General features: G+C 60.2%; 17 protein-coding genes. 7 read left to right on the top strand and 10 right to left on the bottom strand.

The annotated features are described in order from the left end of the window. Positions 1-3: 3 nt before the first annotated feature. From HV796_RS29795 to msrB, 4 genes are all read right to left on the bottom strand, one after another. Complete coding sequence (locus HV796_RS29795) at positions 4-795, bottom strand: HvfC/BufC N-terminal domain-containing protein (protein WP_175230811.1); 792 nt, start codon at positions 793-795, stop codon at positions 4-6. Beyond that, complete coding sequence (bufB, locus tag HV796_RS29790) at positions 792-1,670, bottom strand: MNIO family bufferin maturase (RefSeq protein ID WP_175230808.1); 879 nt, start codon at positions 1,668-1,670, stop codon at positions 792-794. The genes HV796_RS29795 and bufB overlap by 4 nt, the downstream gene beginning before the upstream one ends. Before the next feature lie 78 nt (positions 1,671-1,748). After that, positions 1,749-2,063: a BufA1 family periplasmic bufferin-type metallophore gene (locus tag HV796_RS29785; protein ID WP_175230806.1), complete on the bottom strand. Its 315-nt coding sequence runs from the start codon at positions 2,061-2,063 to the stop codon at positions 1,749-1,751. 331 nt (positions 2,064-2,394) lie between these two features. Beyond that, positions 2,395-2,925 (bottom strand): peptide-methionine (R)-S-oxide reductase MsrB, encoded by a 531-nt coding sequence (msrB, locus tag HV796_RS29780; protein WP_175230803.1) that lies wholly within the window; start codon positions 2,923-2,925, stop codon positions 2,395-2,397. A gap of 182 nt (positions 2,926-3,107) precedes the next feature. Between msrB and HV796_RS29775 the strand changes: the two genes are divergently transcribed. Together HV796_RS29775 and HV796_RS29770 are read left to right on the top strand one after the other, a co-directional pair. Next, on the top strand, positions 3,108-3,845 hold the full coding sequence (locus HV796_RS29775; RefSeq protein WP_175230800.1) for a response regulator transcription factor: 738 nt from the start codon (positions 3,108-3,110) through the stop codon (positions 3,843-3,845). A gap of 22 nt (positions 3,846-3,867) precedes the next feature. Continuing rightward, positions 3,868-5,343, top strand: coding sequence for a sensor histidine kinase (locus HV796_RS29770; protein ID WP_175230797.1), 1,476 nt, complete (start codon positions 3,868-3,870; stop codon positions 5,341-5,343). Positions 5,344-5,352: 9 nt separating this feature from the next. On the opposite strand, the gene HV796_RS29765 is transcribed toward HV796_RS29770, so the two are convergent. Together HV796_RS29765 and HV796_RS29760 are read right to left on the bottom strand one after the other, a co-directional pair. Then, on the bottom strand, positions 5,353-5,874 hold the full coding sequence (locus tag HV796_RS29765; RefSeq protein WP_175230793.1) for a hypothetical protein: 522 nt from the start codon (positions 5,872-5,874) through the stop codon (positions 5,353-5,355). Between the two features lie 77 nt (positions 5,875-5,951). After that, on the bottom strand, positions 5,952-6,293 hold the full coding sequence (locus HV796_RS29760) for a hypothetical protein (RefSeq protein ID WP_175230789.1): 342 nt from the start codon (positions 6,291-6,293) through the stop codon (positions 5,952-5,954). 280 nt (positions 6,294-6,573) lie between these two features. On the opposite strand from HV796_RS29760, the gene tkt reads away from it, so the two are divergent. The 4 genes from tkt (at position 6,574) to HV796_RS29740 (ending at position 11,100) form a co-directional block, all read left to right on the top strand. Beyond that, positions 6,574-8,655: a transketolase gene (tkt, locus tag HV796_RS29755; RefSeq protein WP_175230786.1), complete on the top strand. Its 2,082-nt coding sequence runs from the start codon at positions 6,574-6,576 to the stop codon at positions 8,653-8,655. A gap of 6 nt (positions 8,656-8,661) precedes the next feature. Then, positions 8,662-9,642, top strand: a complete 981-nt coding sequence (gnd, locus tag HV796_RS29750) for a phosphogluconate dehydrogenase (NAD(+)-dependent, decarboxylating) (protein WP_175230783.1) — start codon at positions 8,662-8,664, stop codon at positions 9,640-9,642. 173 nt (positions 9,643-9,815) lie between these two features. After that, complete coding sequence (locus HV796_RS29745) at positions 9,816-10,478, top strand: PD40 domain-containing protein (protein WP_175230780.1); 663 nt, start codon at positions 9,816-9,818, stop codon at positions 10,476-10,478. 295 nt (positions 10,479-10,773) lie between these two features. Beyond that, positions 10,774-11,100, top strand: coding sequence for an RcnB family protein (locus HV796_RS29740; RefSeq protein WP_175230777.1), 327 nt, complete (start codon positions 10,774-10,776; stop codon positions 11,098-11,100). Positions 11,101-11,262: 162 nt separating this feature from the next. On the opposite strand, the gene HV796_RS29735 is transcribed toward HV796_RS29740, so the two are convergent. The 3 genes from HV796_RS29735 to HV796_RS29725 all read right to left on the bottom strand — a co-directional run bounded on the left by HV796_RS29735 (position 11,263) and on the right by HV796_RS29725 (position 13,847). Further along, positions 11,263-11,643, bottom strand: coding sequence for an SHOCT domain-containing protein (locus HV796_RS29735; protein WP_175230774.1), 381 nt, complete (start codon positions 11,641-11,643; stop codon positions 11,263-11,265). A 113-nt stretch (positions 11,644-11,756) separates the two neighbouring features. Next, a complete protein-coding gene (locus tag HV796_RS29730; RefSeq protein ID WP_175230771.1) occupies positions 11,757-12,272 on the bottom strand; it encodes a DUF308 domain-containing protein in 516 nt (171 codons plus the stop codon). Between the two features lie 165 nt (positions 12,273-12,437). After that, complete coding sequence (locus HV796_RS29725) at positions 12,438-13,847, bottom strand: phospholipase A (RefSeq protein WP_175230768.1); 1,410 nt, start codon at positions 13,845-13,847, stop codon at positions 12,438-12,440. A 680-nt stretch (positions 13,848-14,527) separates the two neighbouring features. Here HV796_RS29725 and HV796_RS29720 point away from each other — a divergent pair. After that, the gene (locus HV796_RS29720) at positions 14,528-15,337 is read left to right on the top strand and encodes an acetoacetate decarboxylase (RefSeq protein ID WP_175230765.1); all 810 of its coding nucleotides are present in this window, start codon (positions 14,528-14,530) and stop codon (positions 15,335-15,337) included. Positions 15,338-15,539: 202 nt separating this feature from the next. Here the strand turns inward: HV796_RS29720 and HV796_RS29715 are convergent. Then, on the bottom strand, positions 15,540-16,568 hold a 1,029-nt coding region (locus HV796_RS29715; RefSeq protein ID WP_175230762.1), incomplete at its 5' end, for a flagellin.

Here is a 16,568-nt window from a genome sequence, read left to right as displayed (position 1 = left end):
TTCTCAATCTCCAGGTTGAAGGGCGGTGAATGCGCCTGACTCGATCATTCCCGCCAGATTGATCGGGAGATCGAAACAACGCGATTCGTCGAACGCCGCGGCGACCGCGGCGCCCAATGGCGCACCGGCGAGCAACGCGCTCAGGAAGGCCGCGCCGCCGTCCGGCAAGCGCGACACGATCACGTCGTGCTCCGGTCGGGTCACCAGCGCGTCTTCGCGGTCGCTCGAACGAAGCGGTTCGACCGGGCCGTCACGCCGGTTCATCGCAAAGATCGCGACGGCCGAATACGCAGACCGGACAATGCGTGTCGCCGGATGCGGCGTGAAGCGCAACGCTGCCAGTTGTGCCGGCGCGATGCCTGCAAATATTCGTGCGGGCAAGACCGGCAGATCGGCCGCGTGATACGCGTCCAGCCACGCGCGTTCGATGCGTGCGGTATCGGCCAGCCAGGGCATGGGCCGCGCGTACTCGTACGACTCGATAAAGTCCGGAAAGTCGCGGCCGTATTCGAATAGCAACGGCGACACCGGCGGCGTCGCCCGGATATGGAAGCGGGCCATTGCCCTGAAAAAATCACTGCCGGTTATGCGCAGCACAGCCGGATAGATCGCGGCCAGCGCGTCGATCAGGCCCACCGTCACATTGTTGCGATACACGTTGTAGCGCTTCACCACGCCTTTTCCCGCCGCCGCGGACAGGTCCGCTGGCGCTTGCACTGAAGGGTCCGTCAAGCCCCGCGCGAATGCCGCCGCATAGCCCGTTGCAGGCGTAGTCCGACAGCTGTCAGGTTTCATCGCCGAGGTCCGTCCGTAACCGGCATCCGATGCGCTTCCATGCGTTCCCTTGCAGCCAGTGCCTGCGCGCGTAGCACGGGCCAGCCAGGCAGCTTGCTGTCCCACTCGACTAGCGTCGCGGTCGGTCCGATCCGTTCGATGACGTTTTCATAAAGCGCCCATACCGGGTCGGCAACGGCGCCGTCGTGACTGTCGATCAACAATGGCGCGTCTTCGTCGTCGCGTTGTTCGGTGTACCCCGCCAGATGGATCTCGTCGACGCTGCCAAGCGGGAATGCATCGAGGTAGGCCGAAGCGGAATAGCCGTGATTCGTCGCCGATACGAACACGTTGTTGACGTCGAGCAGCAGTCTGCAACCGGTGCGACGCACGACTGCCGTGATGAATTCGGCTTCACTCATCGTCGATGACGAGAAGGAAACATAGGTCGACGGATTTTCAAGCAGGATGGGACGCGCAATCGCCAGTTGCACCTCGTCGATGTGCCGGCACACGCGCGCAAGCGTGTCGTCGGTGTACGGCAACGGAAGCAGGTCGTTAAAGAAGGCTCCGCTGTGCGTGGACCATGCAAGATGCTCGGACACGAGCGCCGGCTCATAGCGGGCGACGAGCTCGCGAAAGCGCGCGAGGTGGGGGCGGTTCAAAGGCTCAGTGCCGCCAATCGACATACAGACGCCGTGAATCGACAACGGATACGACTCGCGGATCGCCGCCAGTGCGCGATGCGGCGGCCCACCGGCGCCCATGTAATTCTCCGCATGGACTTCGAAAAAGCCATCCTTGACGCCGTCGGCCAGAATGGCGGCGAGATGCTCGTGCTTGAAGCTGGTGCCGACGCATCCCGCTATTTCCGATGCCGTGCGACGGGGACGCATGCCAGCGCTTGTCGCGGTGAAAGCCACACTGAAACCGGTGAAATCGCGCATCATAGTCCCCGTTCCTGACACGTCTGATCAGGAGCTGATCGGCGTGAGCGAGCCGTGGCCGCCGCCTGGCACCGTGATGTTCGTGCATGTGCCGCCCTGAACGAACTTCCACGAGTTACCCTGGAAGTCCATCGTCGACGTGCCCTGACAGGTCGTACCGGGGCCGGCCGCGCAGTCGTTCTGTCCTTTCAGTGCAACGCCAAAGCACTTCTCCTTGTGAGCGGCGACTGCCGCACTGACTTCCGCCTTGGTGAGCGGCGCAGCTTGCGCGGCCGTTGCGAGCAGCGTGGCCACTGCGCTTGCGAGCAGGGCGGAACTAACAGCAGTCTTCTTTGCAGACATGGACATCTCTCCATTGAGTTGGACTGGGCGTACCGTAGTGGGTACGGTCGCCGATCTTAACCAGGAGCCAATCCGATTGCAGTAGTCCTGCACGCAGGTCCGCTGCATCAGGCTCGCTCCCAATGAGGCTTTATGCGAACCGTTCAGCACCTCTTTTCATGTGGGTTCGCATTGCCACGCTGTATGCGCTACCAGTTATGACTGGCAGTACATGTAACCGGTAATTACGCTCTAATCAAATCGGCAATTTTTGACACCATTGCTAACTTTCAGAAAAATGAACATAACGTTTACCCATGATGTTCATATGCGCACACGGTAGCGGGAAAATTCAACCCGCCTGAGGCATGAATTTCATTGCGAAACCGTTCATGCAATAGCGAAGGCCGGTCGGTTGCGGACCGTCGTCGAACACGTGACCCAGATGGCCGCCGCACCGGCTGCAATGAACCTCCGTGCGCGTCATATGAAAGGAATGGTCCGTGTGCGTCGCAATTGCGTGATCGAGCGGTGCGTAGAAGCTTGGCCAGCCGGTATGACTGTCGAACTTCGTGTGCGATGAGAACAGGCTCGCGTTGCAACCCGCGCAGACGAACAGGCCCGTACGGTGTTCGTCATTCAGTGGACTCGAGTACGGCCGCTCGGTCGCCGCTTCACGTAGCACCGCGAATTGCGCGGGCGTCAGAAGCGCACGCCATTGTGCTTCGGTATGTACCACTTCGAAGTGCTCGTCCGGCACGGCGGCATCCGCGCTATCGGGCGTGCCTGAAATGCTTGCGGCCAGCGCACGCCACTGCGTCAACGCGGCGAGCGCCGCGAGCGCGCCGGCTCCGGCCAGCACCATCCTTCTACGGAATTTCATGTCAAGTCTCCGAACAGTAAGGATGGCGTCGAATTCCCGCTTGCCGCCCCGTTCCGAACACGCAATCAGATTAACGGGTGCCCGATGTCGAAGTCCTCACGGAAAGTTAAATTTATCGTGACAACTGACTCGCCTGAAACGCTGCACAATGTGTTGACTGACACTGCCTTTTCAAGGTTCACATGGTTCAGCCGAAGCGCGTTCTGATCGTCGAAGACGACGTCGATATTGCCAACGTGCTCGGTCTGCATCTGCGTGACGAGCAGTACGAAGTCGTGCACTGCGCGAACGGCGACGATGGGTTGCGCCTGCTGTCGCAGGGGGGCTGGGACGCGCTGGTGCTCGATCTGATGCTGCCGGGCGTCGATGGCCTCGAGATCTGCAAGCGCGCACGGGCCATGACGAGCTATACGCCGATCATCATCATCAGCGCCCGTTCGAGCGAGGTGCATCGGATCATCGGACTCGAGCTCGGCGCTGACGATTACCTTTCAAAGCCCTTTTCGGTCCTCGAGCTGATTGCCCGTCTGAAAGCGCTGCTGCGGCGGGTCGACGCGATGGCGAAGGATTGGCGCACGCAGGCGGGCATTCTGACTTCGTTCGGACTGTCGATCGATCCGTTGACTCGCGACGTCAGCATCGACGGCCGGCGCGTGGAGCTGACCCCGAGGGAGTTCGACTTGCTCTATCACTTCGCGAGCCATCCGGGAAAAGTGTTCTCACGGATGGATCTGTTGAACACGGTGTGGGGATACCGGCATGAAGGTTACGAGCACACGGTCAACACGCATATCAACAGATTACGCGCGAAGATCGAGGCGGACCCGACCGAGCCGGTGCGCATCGTCACTGTGTGGGGACGCGGCTACCGGTTCGACGCGCACCCCGTGACGGCGGCGCGAAGCGGTCCGGCCGGCTGATCCGGGACGAGAGGATAAATACGTGAACCTGTCTCAGCGCCTTTCATTAGTGTTTTCCGCACTGCTGCTCGCGAGCTGCGCCGTATCGGCCTGGTTGCAGATTCGCGCGAGCGATCTTCACGACCAGGAAGTGATCCAGAGCGTGTCGCGCGACCTCGCGTCCCATATCGCACAGAATGGTCCGCTGATCGATGCGCACGGGCCGCGCGCCGATATGCTGCGTGCGCTGTTTAGCCAGTTGATGGCGGTGAACCCGAGCGTCGAGGTTTATCTGCTCGATGCCAACGGCCAGGTCAAGGGCGACGATGCGCCACCCGGTCATGTGAAGCGCAATCATGTCGATGTTCGGCCGATACGCCGCTTCCTTACCGGCGACACGCTGCCGATTCTCGGCGACGACCCGCGCAGCGACGCTGGTCGTAAAGTATTCAGCGCAGCGGCGCTGCCCGGTGCGAACGGCACGACAGCCGGCTATGTCTACGTGGTATTGCTCGGCGAAGCGCATGACCAGTGGGCGGCGCGCATCGGCGGAAACTCGGTACTGCGTACGACGCTCTGGTCGATGACGTTCGTCGCGCTGTGCAGCCTGATTGCAGGATTGATCGCGTTTCGCCTGATTACGCGTCCGCTCGGCCGCCTGACCGAGGCGGTGCGCGATTTCGACGCGGGCGACGAGATCGGCGCCAGGGCGAAATTGTCGTCACTGCCACCCAGCCATGCGCGCGATGAAATCGCGATACTTGAGCGCGCGTTCGTGCAGATGTCGAACCGGATTGCTCAGCAATGGCGCGAGCTAACTTACCGCGACCAGGAACGTCGCGAACTGATCGCGAATATTTCGCATGACCTGCGCACGCCGCTCACGTCATTGCACGGTTACCTCGAAGCGCTGTCGCTGAAATTCGACATGCTGCGTGAGCCGGAACGCCGCCGCTATCTGAGCATCGCGCTCGGACAAAGCGCGAAAGTCGGACGGCTTGCGCAATCGCTGTTCGAGCTCGCGCGGCTGGAGCATGGCCAAACGCAACTGTCGCCGGAAGCCTTTTCGCTTGCGGACCTGTTGCAGGACGTATTCGAGAAATTCGAGCTCGCCGCGCAAGCGCGCCGGATCAGTTTGCGTGCGGACATTCCCCCCCGTCTGCCGGACGTTCATGCGGACCTGGGCATGATTGAGCGGGTGCTGACGAATCTTCTCGACAATGCGATTCGCCATACGCCCGAAGGCGGCATGATCGAAGTCGAACTGGCGTTCCGCAGCAACAAGGTGACGGTCACGTTCAGCGATACGGGGCCGGGCATTCCGCCCGAACTGCGCGACAGTCTTTTCCTGCGCCCGGTCAACGTAGGCGGCGCGCAGCGTGTCGGCGGGCTCGGTCTGTTGATCGTGCAACAGATCCTTCACTTGCACGGCAGTGCGATTTCGCTGGCCGATCGGGCGGGCAGGGGCGGCACGTTCGTGTTCACCCTGAATACCGCGATGGCGTCGCCGGACCGGTAACGCGCCAGGTCAGAACAGGCGCTTCGCGGCGAGCGTACATTGATAGGTCGGCACGGGCGCCGCATACATCGCGCCTTCGTCGTAGAAACGGTAATCGCCGTTCAGTCGGTTAAGGGTGTGGACCTGTCCGGCGAAAGCCGCGCCGGTGCGGTCGCGTGACTGCGTCGTCCATTTGATTTCATTGTCCGAGACTTCGGCTCGCGCGCCGTTGACCGTATCCGCGTCGAGGTCGACCGTCAGACTTTGCGAAACGCGCTGTCCTTGCACGGTCGTGTTGCACAGCAGTGAAAACGGCGGATGGGCGGACGTCACAGAGGGCGACGAGGAGGACGCCGGTGTCGACGGCGCAGGCGTCGCGATGCTATCCGGCCGCGTGACTTCGAAGCCTGCCGCCTTGACGACGGACACGGCTTGATCGACATCCATGGTTTGTGTTTTCCCCGCGATACAGTCCTTGATATCTTCAACACGGCGGTCGCAGCCGCTCAGCAGAGCGGATACCGTTACAGCAAGCAGTGCAATCTTATACATGGCCTACCCCGAAGGTTTTTGTCAGCTTTCCAGCCGATCTGAAACCAGACCTGATTATGTAATTGTGACTACGTGATTCACAGCGCGTCGTGACACAGCGTCATCATTCTTTGCACCATCGTGCTCGCTTCGTTGAGTTCCATATCGGCCGTGAAGAGCGCGGACACACTCGACAGACGCACGGCGATCCCCGCGCTCTCCAGATCGTGCTGGGCAATTTTCAACGCGAGCTGTCCTGTGCGCACGCGCTCGAGCCAGTGCAATTTCGTTTCATTCCTGACGAGCCACTGCCGGCAGCACTGCACGACATGATCGACGCGCCATTCCTGCGTGAGCGCATACGATGCCGCCGCAATCGCGACGAGAAAGCATAGTAGTTCCGCTCGCGCACGCGTTGATTCGGTGAATTCGCGTTCCATTTCCGTTGATGTCCCTATTTTCCCGTCCGCATTCAGCCTTCAGCACAGGCTAATGCGGACGTCCATGCGAGATTCAAGCGGCTAATGTTAGCAGCATGTGCGAATACCACGCGCCAAATGAACCCGGACAGTCTCGTGAAACAGACCATGGAGACTGCCGCAGCGTACGAGAACTGCAGTGCCGCCACGAAGGCACTACACTTGCTCAATCGACCTGGTTGCCCGCCGCGGCATCTGGTGTGCCGCATTGCACTCCACTCTTCAGAAGGAGTCGTCGCTTATGTCCTCCGCATCCGATCTGGACCGCCTCGCGATCAATACCATCCGCACGCTATCGATGGACGCCGTCCAGAAAGCCAACTCCGGTCACCCGGGCACACCGATGGCGCTTGCCCCGGTCGTCTTTCATCTGTGGCAGAACCATCTCCGCTACGACCCTGGCGCACCCGACTGGCCGAACCGCGACCGCTTCGTGCTATCGGTCGGGCACGCGTCGATGCTGCTTTATTCACTGTTACACCTGTATGACGTGAAAGAGCTTGATGCGCATGGCAAGCCAACCGGCAAGCCCGCGGTGTCGCTCGACGACATCAGGCAGTTTCGCCAGCTCGATAGCAAAACGCCGGGCCACCCCGAGTACGGTATGACCACCGGCGTTGAGACGACCACGGGCCCGCTCGGCCAGGGGGTCGGCAATAGCGTTGGCATGGCGATGGCGGCGCGGTGGAAGGAGGCGCACTTCAACAAGCCCGATGCGCAGCTATTCGATTACCGCGTCTACGCGCTGTGCGGCGACGGCGACATGATGGAGGGCATCTCGCATGAAGCCGCGTCGCTCGCGGGGCATCTGAAGCTGTCGAACCTGACGTGGATCTACGACAGCAACCGCGTGACGATTGAAGGCCACACGGATCTCGCCTATAGCGACGAAGTCGAAGCGCGCTTTCGCGGCTACAACTGGAACACGATGCACGTCGATGACGCGAACGACGGCGCGGCATTGGAGGCCGCGTTCGAACGGGCCAAGTCGACCACGGACCGACCGACGCTGATCGTGGTCAGGAGCATTATCGGCTGGGGCGCACCGCATAAGCAGGACACGTCGGATGCGCACGGCGAGCCGCTCGGCGTGGAGGAAATCAAACTCGCCAAGCGCGCATACGGCTGGCCGGAAGATGCGCAATTCCTCGTTCCCGATGGCGTGATGCAGCATCTCGCGCAAGGCATGGGCGCACGCGGCAAGACCGCACATAACGAATGGACGAAGCGCTTTGACGCATACGGCAAGCAGTACCCGGAGCTCGCGAAAGAATTGACGCTGATGCTTGAATCGAAGTTGCCCGATAACTGGGATGCGGATATTCCGACGTTCGAGGCTGATCCAAAGGGTATTGCAACGCGCGAATCGTCGGGCAAAGTGTTGAACGCAATCGCACAGCGCGTTCCCTGGCTGATTGGCGGTGCGGCCGATCTTTCACCGTCGACTAAAACAAATCTCAAGTTCGAAGGAGCAGGCAGTTTCGAACACGACAGCTACGCCGGCCGCAACCTGCACTTCGGCATACGCGAGCACGGGATGGGCGCGGTCGCGAATGGGCTCGCGGTATCGGGCCTGCGACCCTATGGGTCGACGTTCCTGATTTTCAGCGACTATATGAAGCCGCCGATTCGCCTGTCGGCGATCATGGAAGTGCCGGTCATCTACGTGTTCACGCACGATTCGATCGGGCTCGGCGAGGACGGACCGACCCACCAGCCGATCGAGCAACTCGCGTCGCTGCGCGGCGTACCGGGGCTGACGACGCTGCGTCCGGCCGATGCGAACGAAGTGGGCGAAGCATGGCGGGTCGCGCTATCGCGGCCGCACAATCCGGCCTGCATCGTGTTGACGCGCCAGCCGCTGCCGACCTTTGACCGCAAGAAATATGCGCCGGCCGCAGGCGTGCGGCGTGGTGCGTACGTGCTGGCCGATACGGAAGGCGGCAAGAAGCCGCAGGTGTTGCTGCTTGCGACTGGCAGCGAGGTGTCGCTATGCGTCGAGGCGTACGAGAAGCTGAAGGCCGAAGGCATTGCGGCGCGCGTCGTGTCGATGCCATCCTGGGACATCTTCGAAAATCAGGACCAGGCGTACAAGGACTCCGTGCTGCCACCTGATGTGCATGCACGCGTCGCCGTCGAACAGGCCGCGACGCTTGGATGGGACCGCTACGTCGGCCGCCTCGGCTCGCAAATCGTGATGCATACGTTCGGCGCGTCCGCACCGTTGAAGGCGCTGAAAACGAAATTCGGCTTTACGCCGGAGCGCGTCTACGATGAAGCGAAGAAACAGATCGAGCGAGTGAAATCCAACGGCAAGGAGTGACACATCATGCAGATTGGAATCGTAGGGTTGGGACGCATGGGCGGCAATATCGGACGGCGACTGATGCGCGGCGGGCATAAGTGCGTCGTCTACGACCACAATCCTCAGGCGACCGAAGCGCTTGCGAACGAAGGCGCGACCGGCGCGAAGGACCTGGGCGATCTGGTCGCGAAGCTGACGGCGCCGCGCGTGGTCTGGCTGATGCTGCCGGCCGGCAAGATCACCGAGGACACGCTGGATGATTTGCGCAAGCTGCTTGGCAAGGATGACGTGGTGATCGACGGCGGCAACACGTTCTACAAGGACGATATCCGTCGTGCCGCGCAGTTGCGCGAGCAGGGTTTGCACTATGTCGATGTCGGGACATCGGGCGGCATCTGGGGGCTCGAGCGTGGCTATTGCATGATGATTGGCGGCGAAGACGATGTTGTGCGGCGCATCGATCCGGTTCTGTCGGTGCTGGCGCCGGGCCGCGGCGATATTCCGGCCACGCCGGATCGCGACGGCCGTGACCCGCGCGTCGAGAAGGGCTATATGCACGTGGGTCCGGTTGGCTCAGGACATTTCGTGAAGATGGTGCACAACGGCATCGAGTACGGGCTGATGCAGGCGTACGCGGAAGGGTTTCATATCCTCGAGCATAAGGACATGGCCGAACTGCCGGAAGACCAGCGATACCGGATCGACCTTGCGGATGTCGCGGAGGTATGGCGGCGCGGCAGCGTGGTGTCGTCGTGGCTGCTCGATCTGACGGCCGGCGCGCTCGCGCAGGACAGCTCGCTCCAGCATTTCTCGACTGAAGTTGCCGATAGCGGGGAAGGGCGCTGGACGATTGAGGCCGCGATCGAAGAAGCGGTGCCGGCGCAGGTGCTGTCGGCCGCGCTTTACACGCGTTTCCGGTCGCGCGATATCGAGGCATTTCCTGAACGGATGCTTTCAGCGATGCGGTTTGGGTTTGGCGGGCATAAGGAATTTCCGGTCAAATAACTCAGGTTGTGCGATGGGGCGATCCGGCGCGCGCCGGGTCGCCGCTCATAAAAAAACAGCAACGCTCGCACAAAATCACCTGTCACCCTCAAGGCGAACGGCGCTCCGGCCGATATAAGCCGATATCGAAATTTCGGCAATTCACCATCCGCCTATCAGACAGGAAATCCTTCATGAAACCAGCGTTTTCCGGGATCGCTGCGCTTTGCTGTGTCGCGTTCGCATCCCGTGCATCATGGGCTGCCGCGCCGCTCGGCGCCGTTGCGGTACAGGAGGGCAACATCGTCTACACCGCCCCTGGCGGCGCCACCGAAGCGCTAACCGAAACGGGCGCGGACGATGCACCGGCGCTGTCGCCGACCGGCGACACGATAGCCTTCACCAGGCTTACACGCGGTGTCGACGAGGCGCACGACAGTCCCGCGGTTAGGGATCTGTGGGTCATTCACCTGAAGGATCACAAGGCGATTCGACTCGTTACAGGCAAGCCGCAGGGCAATGAAAAACCGGAACGGGTGCTTGCCGATATCGACCAGCCGATTTTTTCACCGGATGGTGCGACCGTTTATTTCCTGACCGCCGCTTCGGCGTCGTCGGCAGCGGTTCATGCGGTATCCACCGCAGGCGGCCCGCAGCGATACGTGACCGATGGCAACATGCTTTCTGTCGTGAACAAGGGCAAATATCTGGGCTCGCTGCTGGTCGCGCAGCATCGTGTGATGAGTGGTCACGGATCGTGGGACCCCGAGGTGCTGGTATCGCCGGCAGGCAAGACGATCAAGGTCGTGGGGGAAGATGCTAATGCGCTTGGAAGTGTGGAGTCTGAGCGGAACTGACGTGTGAATGGTCCTGAAAGAAAAGGACCGCGTGACGCACGCGTATGCGCCTGTGGTCGATCGTAAAACTTCTTGAAGTCGCCATTCCCTCTACTACTATTGATAGACAATTCGCAGACTTCGTACAATTCACACAATTTGCATATCTAAATTTACTGAATTTCGAGCCATTTCCACCATTCCTAAGGGCACGTTCACGCAGTCGGGATACACAGCTTTTCGGGTAGTTTCACGGCCGAAGAAACCATACGTTATGTGCGACGTCAATTATCTTCTTGCCTCAGGAGATCGGACTATGAAAAGCAAACTCGTTCTTTCTGCCATCGCTGCACTCCTTGTCGGTGTTACCTCTTCCGCGTTCGCGCAAGACGCATCCGCTCCTGATCAAAGCCAGGGCACCGGTCGCCAGCAAGTGATGCCGACCATGCCGCATCGCGACTGGAAGGAGGGCCAGCAGGTCCCGTCGAAATACCGGCACTACAATTTCGTCATGAAAGACTGGAAGTCCCACAATCTCGATGCCCCGGCGCGCGGTCAGCAATGGCTCGGGGTCAACGGCGATTACGTGCTTGTTCGTACAAGCAACTGGAAGATAGCGAAAATCGTTCCGGGCGCTGAGTGATAACAGTGTGACAGCGATCGACGGCCGGCGTGAGGGAGCACCCAGCAGCACGCCTGTCAATCTCACATCGGTTCGGCCACGCTATCGACGCCGCCCGCGCTGATTTGCCAGCTTGCCGGCACGCTCGTTCTAGCGTGGGCGGACGCCCTGTCTGTGCGTTTTTCAATCGACGAGCTTGGCGCGCAGACGCTTGTACTCATCTTCCGTCAGTGATCCTGTCGATTTCAGACGGTCGAGCTTCTCGATTTCGTCCGCGACACTGTAGCCGACGACGTGGCGCAATTCCTCGCGGGCCTTTTGCGCCCGCTCCTGGTTGCGGACCGCCATGTTTCTGCCTTGCGTCAGGATATAGGCGAATATGCCGATATAAGGCAGAACGATAAGAAAAATAACCCATATGACTTTTAGAAATCCTGAAATATCGTGGCGAGTGAACAGGTCTCCCGTTATCGTGATGAACAGCCAGAACCACAATATGAACATGAATATCGAAAAGACATCGATAATGAAGCCGGAAAACGTGAAGCCATTTGTTAAAATCATGGATGCTCTCCATCGGTTGCGTGAGGAAACTTCCTTGACGCTATAAGAGCACGGTCGACAGTGCGTCTCTTTTGATGGTCCCGGTCGCAGCGTCGCGATGCGCTCCGCACGCGTCAGGCACGGCTGCTCGTACGCTCTCGTCCGGCACGCAGCGCGATGCCCATCGAAATCAGATCCAGGCCGAGAAACAATGCGAGCAGGGGCACCGGCACACTCGGAAAGTGCGCGGCAAGATAGACAGCGAGCAGGAATGACAGCCCTGCGCTGACAAGGCCCATGATGTTGATCGTCATCTGCTGCTCGATCGCCGCGATGACCTTGAAGAAACCGTCGAGCACGAAAAATATCATCAGCATCACGGTCAGGCCTTGCGCACGCGCGCTGTCATTTGACAGCATCAGGATGCCGATGAGAATCGGCACAACGACCGGCGGAATCCGCCTGACGAATTTCCAGCCGCTCGTTGCAAAGAGATTCAACGCATGCACGAAGCCGCAGAATAGCAGCACCCGCGCGATAAAAATCGTGCCGATAAAAGAGCGGGTCACCAGTGGAAAAACAATGCAGACAATTCCCGCTATCACGAGAAGACTTGAGCTTGCAATGGGAAAAATTGCCTGTTTTTTCATATTCGAACGTAACTGCACATGACTCGTTATATCCAACTTACATGTGTGCCTGTCGAAATGTACGTTCTAGCAAGATTCGGTGTTCCACTGCCAACCGCCGAAGTATAGTGCGTGGCTCCTCAAATACAAGCGCGCATAGGTGGACGCCGCGGGCACCCCGGACGATCAGCGCGCTACGCTGAAGCCGACGCGCGCGACCCAGCGATGCTGGTTGTAATCGAGAATGTCTTCGCCATAACCGTTGAAGTACTGCACAAACAGATAGCCGCCCCATGCACTGCTGAACAGCTTGGCGAGCGGATAGGTAAACTGCGTGTCGACGCTCCCGTAAGTCGATTTCGTGCCCTTTCTCAGTGTCGTCGCGAGCTGCCAGCCATCCGGGCTGCCGTATGTCACCTTCAGATCCACATAGCCGCGATAGTCTGCAATATTCGAGTTCTCCCCGGCGATATGCTCGTACCAGTAGACTTTCGGTTCGACCTTGAAATGGTTGGCGGTGATGTCGCCGAATTCCCAGATCGGCTTCACGAACAGGATGTCAATGCCGCGCGACTCGTCTCCGTCACGTCCGTTCGACTCGTGCTCGTAGCCCGCCATCAGGCCCATCCTGGTGAACCATTTGCTTTTCCATCCCGTGTCCGGCAGATAGTAGAACAGCGCGGGCATATAGCTCGTATCGCGAAACGGCGCGGAATACTTGCCGAGGTCCCATAGCGAGATCTGCGTATACGCGAAATAGAGATTGTCGAGGAAACCTCTTGAACGTGGATCGTCTGGCAGTACGAAGCGGAACATGAAGCTGACCTGGAACCTCGCGAGATTGTCACCGTGTGAATCCCACCCGTCGGCGAAGAACGTGGGTTCGTAGGCGGAAATCCGGCCTCTGAGGAAGCTCCCGAGGTCGGGAATCAAATCATTCGAGGGATGCACGGTCGACGGGGGCATCGCCGCTGCGAGCGCCGCATTGCCCGGCGCCGGTTGTTCGGCTGTGGTTGCTGATGCGGCTGAAGTTGCCGATGCCGTTGTCGATGCGGCTGCGGCTGTGGCGCCCGGTGCCGATGCAACCACAGGCGGTGCGGCGCTTGCGGTCGCGGCCGGCGTCACTGCATTGCCCGGCACGCGCGTCAGCAGCACGACCGAAGGCGAAACGTCGACACCGGGCACATCGATTCTAAGCGCACCGCGCGCCGATTTCGGCCACGCCGCGCTATAGCTGACCGCCTTCATTTCGCCGGCCCCGAGCCGCAGATGTTCCGGCGCACCCGAGTCGCGGGTGAGCAGCACAGTCTCGGGCAACGCCTCGCCATTGGTCAGCGTAATGTTCAATGTGCGCGGCACGTCGAACGATGTGCCGGAAGGCGCGTCCCCGGCGTACACGATGGTCACGACCAGCGGTTCATCCGATCTCGCTTCGCGCGGCGGGCGCAGAATCGACACGGCTGCGGCGCTCTCCGGCAGATAGCCTGCGAACGTGGCCGCAACCAGCGCCACGCACGCGAGCTTTCCCCACGCTATCCTGGCAGTCTGAACCGGCCGGGAACAGGATGCCTCACGAACTGTCAGCCTGATCGCCACGTGACCTCCTTGTACCGCCAGAACGATTCGCCGCGTAAGCGCCCCGAAAAAGCACGAAGGGACGATCGCGTAAAACCGGGAGCGACCTCACGAAAGCGTCGATCCGCGGCCGCTCGAGGAAGACTCGGATTGTTGACCGCAACGACTATTCATTCTGAATTCGAGAATTCGCCGTTAGCAATAACGGTGCTTCACAGGGTGAGAATTGTCAAATTTCCCCGCGGCGACTGTTGTTAGCGCGATTGATGCAGCGGGAATGCATGGCATCGTCAAGGCGCGTCTTGGTCATGCGTGACGATCTTGTTACTCGAATCCGCGGACGGTCGCGCAGATCCTGATAGCCATGCGGGGAAGTCCCCGATTTTCCCGAGCTGTTTTTTGTCCTCGCGCTTCATCGCGATACGCGAGCGGTGAGAGTTCACAATTGTTGTCAAATCGTGTGCGCGGTCGTCCTTATACTCCGGTCCGTTTCCTTTCGATAAACGGTCTTTCACGCCTTTCGAAATAGATCACTTGAGTCTCTGGTTAGCATTTAACGATAAGACATGGTGGGAGACGTTGTAGTCCGTCACTCGCAGCGCCAGCCGATGCTTGCTCCGCTCGCACGGAGTGATTTCCGGAAAAGGCCTGTGCGGGGTGATGAGCCCGTTTTCCCAAATAGCAGGTTTAAAGGACCCACCATGAATATCAACGATGTGAAAAACAACGCGCATTCCATACCGTTGACGAGCCCGACCTATTCGCGTGGCCCGTATCGCTTCATCAATCGGGAATTCCTGATCGTGACGTACCGCACGGACCCGAAGAAGCTGCGCGACCTCGTTCCGGAACCGCTCGAAGTCGATATGGAGAATCCGCTCGTCAAATATGAATTCATCCGGATGCCGGATTCGTCGGGATTCGGCGACTACACCGAATCCGGTCAGGTGATTCCGGTCACTTTCCAGGGGCGCCGCGGCGCCTATGTGCACTCGATGTATCTCGACGACCACGCACCAACGGCGGGTGGTCGTGAGATCTGGGGCTTCCCTAAAAAGATGGGACATCCGTGCTTGACCGTCGATGCTGATACGATCGTCGGCGAACTTCGCTACGGCAAAGTATTGGTCGCGACCGCGACGATGGGCTACAAGTTCGAATCGCTGGACAAGTCCGCCGCGAAAGCCACCCTTGAAGCACCCGGGTTTCTGCTAAAAATCTCTCCGCACGTCGATGGCAGTCTGCGCGCGCTTGAGCTCGTCGAGTACCGTTGCGAGGACGTTGAGATCAAAGGCGCATGGAGCGGTCCGGTCGGGCTCGAGTTGTGCTCTCACGCACTCGCTCCCGTGAAAGACCTGCCGGTGCTCGAAATCGTGTCGGGCGCGCATATTCTCGCGGATCTTACGCTGGGTATGGGTCACGTCGCCTATGACTATCTCGCGGACTCGCAGCGGCAAGCGGCGCCACGCAGCGTCCACGACAGAGTCCGGGAGGTGGCAGTAGCGGCGTAGTAGTGGAAGGGGCGCTGCCGGGCGCCCCGTAGCCTTCCCAAAGCCCCTCAAGTACGTGACTTCAGCGGCTTGACCACTTCGGCGACGCGATCGCGTCGCTCCAACTCCCGCATCACGCGAAGCGCTTCGGACGTCTGAAAATCGTTCGATCTTTCTACAAACCGGTAGCAGATCTTGGTCTGCTACCGGTTGATCTCCGCACTTACTGCGGCAACAGCCTTATCACGGCCTGCGGTAGCGAGTTCGCTTGTGCGAGCACCGAGATACCCGCCTGTTGCAGCACCTGCGCCTTGCTCAGGTTCGCCGTTTCCTGCGCGAAGTCCGCGTCCGTGATTTGCGACTGCGCGCTCGCCAGGTTGGTCGACTCGTTTTGCTGCGACTGCGAAATTGCCGTGAAGCGGTTTTGCGCGGCGCCGAGCGCCGCCTGGATGTTGGCGACCGTGGCCAGCGCGTTGTCGATCGATTCGATCGCGTTGTTCGCGCCTTGCGTCGTGCTGATGTCGATCTGCGACACCGACGTGGGCGTGTTCAGCGTGTTGATGCTTGCCAGGATCGTGCCGTTCGGTTGAGCGGCCGTCGATGCGCTGCCGATTGCGCTGGTCGGGACCGTAACGAATGCGAGAGGGGTGGTGCTACCACCGCTGAATAGGCCGGCACTCGCGGCCGACGACAGCTGGTTGCCGTGCTGGTCGACAAACTTGAGCCCGCCCTTGCCGTCCGATTCCACTGCGACCGACGTGATCGTGTTCGTAGCACCTGCCGCTGCATCCTTACCCGTCGCGCCGTCGATGTTGATGCCCGAAATCACGCCGAACACCTGGCCGGTGGTCGCCGTAGTGCGGCCGGCGGTGACTGCGGTGCTGATCGAGTTGAGGTCGCCAGCTGGCGTGAGCGGATTCCCTGTGGCCCCGTTCAGCGACAGTTTCGAGACACCGTTGGTGACCGTGACCGCGAACAGAGCCGCCGATGCAGCCGTCGAGAGCGCGTTGCCATTCTGGTCGGTGAATGTGAAGCCGCCCGTGCCGTTCGACTGAATGTTGATCTGCGTGATCGCCCCCGCCTTGCCAGTCGTATTTTCCGCGCCATTCGCCGTCAGGTTCAGGCCCGTGATTGCGCCGAACGTGTCGCCCGACTGCACGAAGCCGGTGCCGAGCGAAGCCGCCGACACGCCCTGGCTCAGGTCGAGCGTAACCGACTGACCGACGTTCGCGCCAACCTGAACGTTGATCAG

Origin of the sequence: Paraburkholderia humisilvae, from assembly GCF_902859855.1 — a bacterium.
GTDB lineage: Bacteria > Pseudomonadota > Gammaproteobacteria > Burkholderiales > Burkholderiaceae > Paraburkholderia > Paraburkholderia humisilvae.
This window is presented reverse-complemented; position numbering and strand designations above follow the sequence as displayed.

Coding starts and splice junctions, on each gene's coding strand:
- HV796_RS29795 (WP_175230811.1), bottom strand. CDS start 795: ATGAAACCTGACAGCTGTCGGACTACGCCTGCAACGGGCTATGCGGCG.
- bufB (WP_175230808.1), bottom strand. CDS start 1,670: ATGCGTCCCCGTCGCACGGCATCGGAAATAGCGGGATGCGTCGGCACC.
- HV796_RS29785 (WP_175230806.1), bottom strand. CDS start 2,063: ATGTCTGCAAAGAAGACTGCTGTTAGTTCCGCCCTGCTCGCAAGCGCA.
- msrB (WP_175230803.1), bottom strand. CDS start 2,925: ATGAAATTCCGTAGAAGGATGGTGCTGGCCGGAGCCGGCGCGCTCGCG.
- HV796_RS29775 (WP_175230800.1), top strand. CDS start 3,108: ATGGTTCAGCCGAAGCGCGTTCTGATCGTCGAAGACGACGTCGATATT.
- HV796_RS29765 (WP_175230793.1), bottom strand. CDS start 5,874: ATGTATAAGATTGCACTGCTTGCTGTAACGGTATCCGCTCTGCTGAGC.
- HV796_RS29760 (WP_175230789.1), bottom strand. CDS start 6,293: ATGGAACGCGAATTCACCGAATCAACGCGTGCGCGAGCGGAACTACTA.
- tkt (WP_175230786.1), top strand. CDS start 6,574: ATGTCCTCCGCATCCGATCTGGACCGCCTCGCGATCAATACCATCCGC.
- gnd (WP_175230783.1), top strand. CDS start 8,662: ATGCAGATTGGAATCGTAGGGTTGGGACGCATGGGCGGCAATATCGGA.
- HV796_RS29745 (WP_175230780.1), top strand. CDS start 9,816: ATGAAACCAGCGTTTTCCGGGATCGCTGCGCTTTGCTGTGTCGCGTTC.
- HV796_RS29740 (WP_175230777.1), top strand. CDS start 10,774: ATGAAAAGCAAACTCGTTCTTTCTGCCATCGCTGCACTCCTTGTCGGT.
- HV796_RS29735 (WP_175230774.1), bottom strand. CDS start 11,643: ATGATTTTAACAAATGGCTTCACGTTTTCCGGCTTCATTATCGATGTC.
- HV796_RS29730 (WP_175230771.1), bottom strand. CDS start 12,272: ATGAAAAAACAGGCAATTTTTCCCATTGCAAGCTCAAGTCTTCTCGTG.
- HV796_RS29720 (WP_175230765.1), top strand. CDS start 14,528: ATGAATATCAACGATGTGAAAAACAACGCGCATTCCATACCGTTGACG.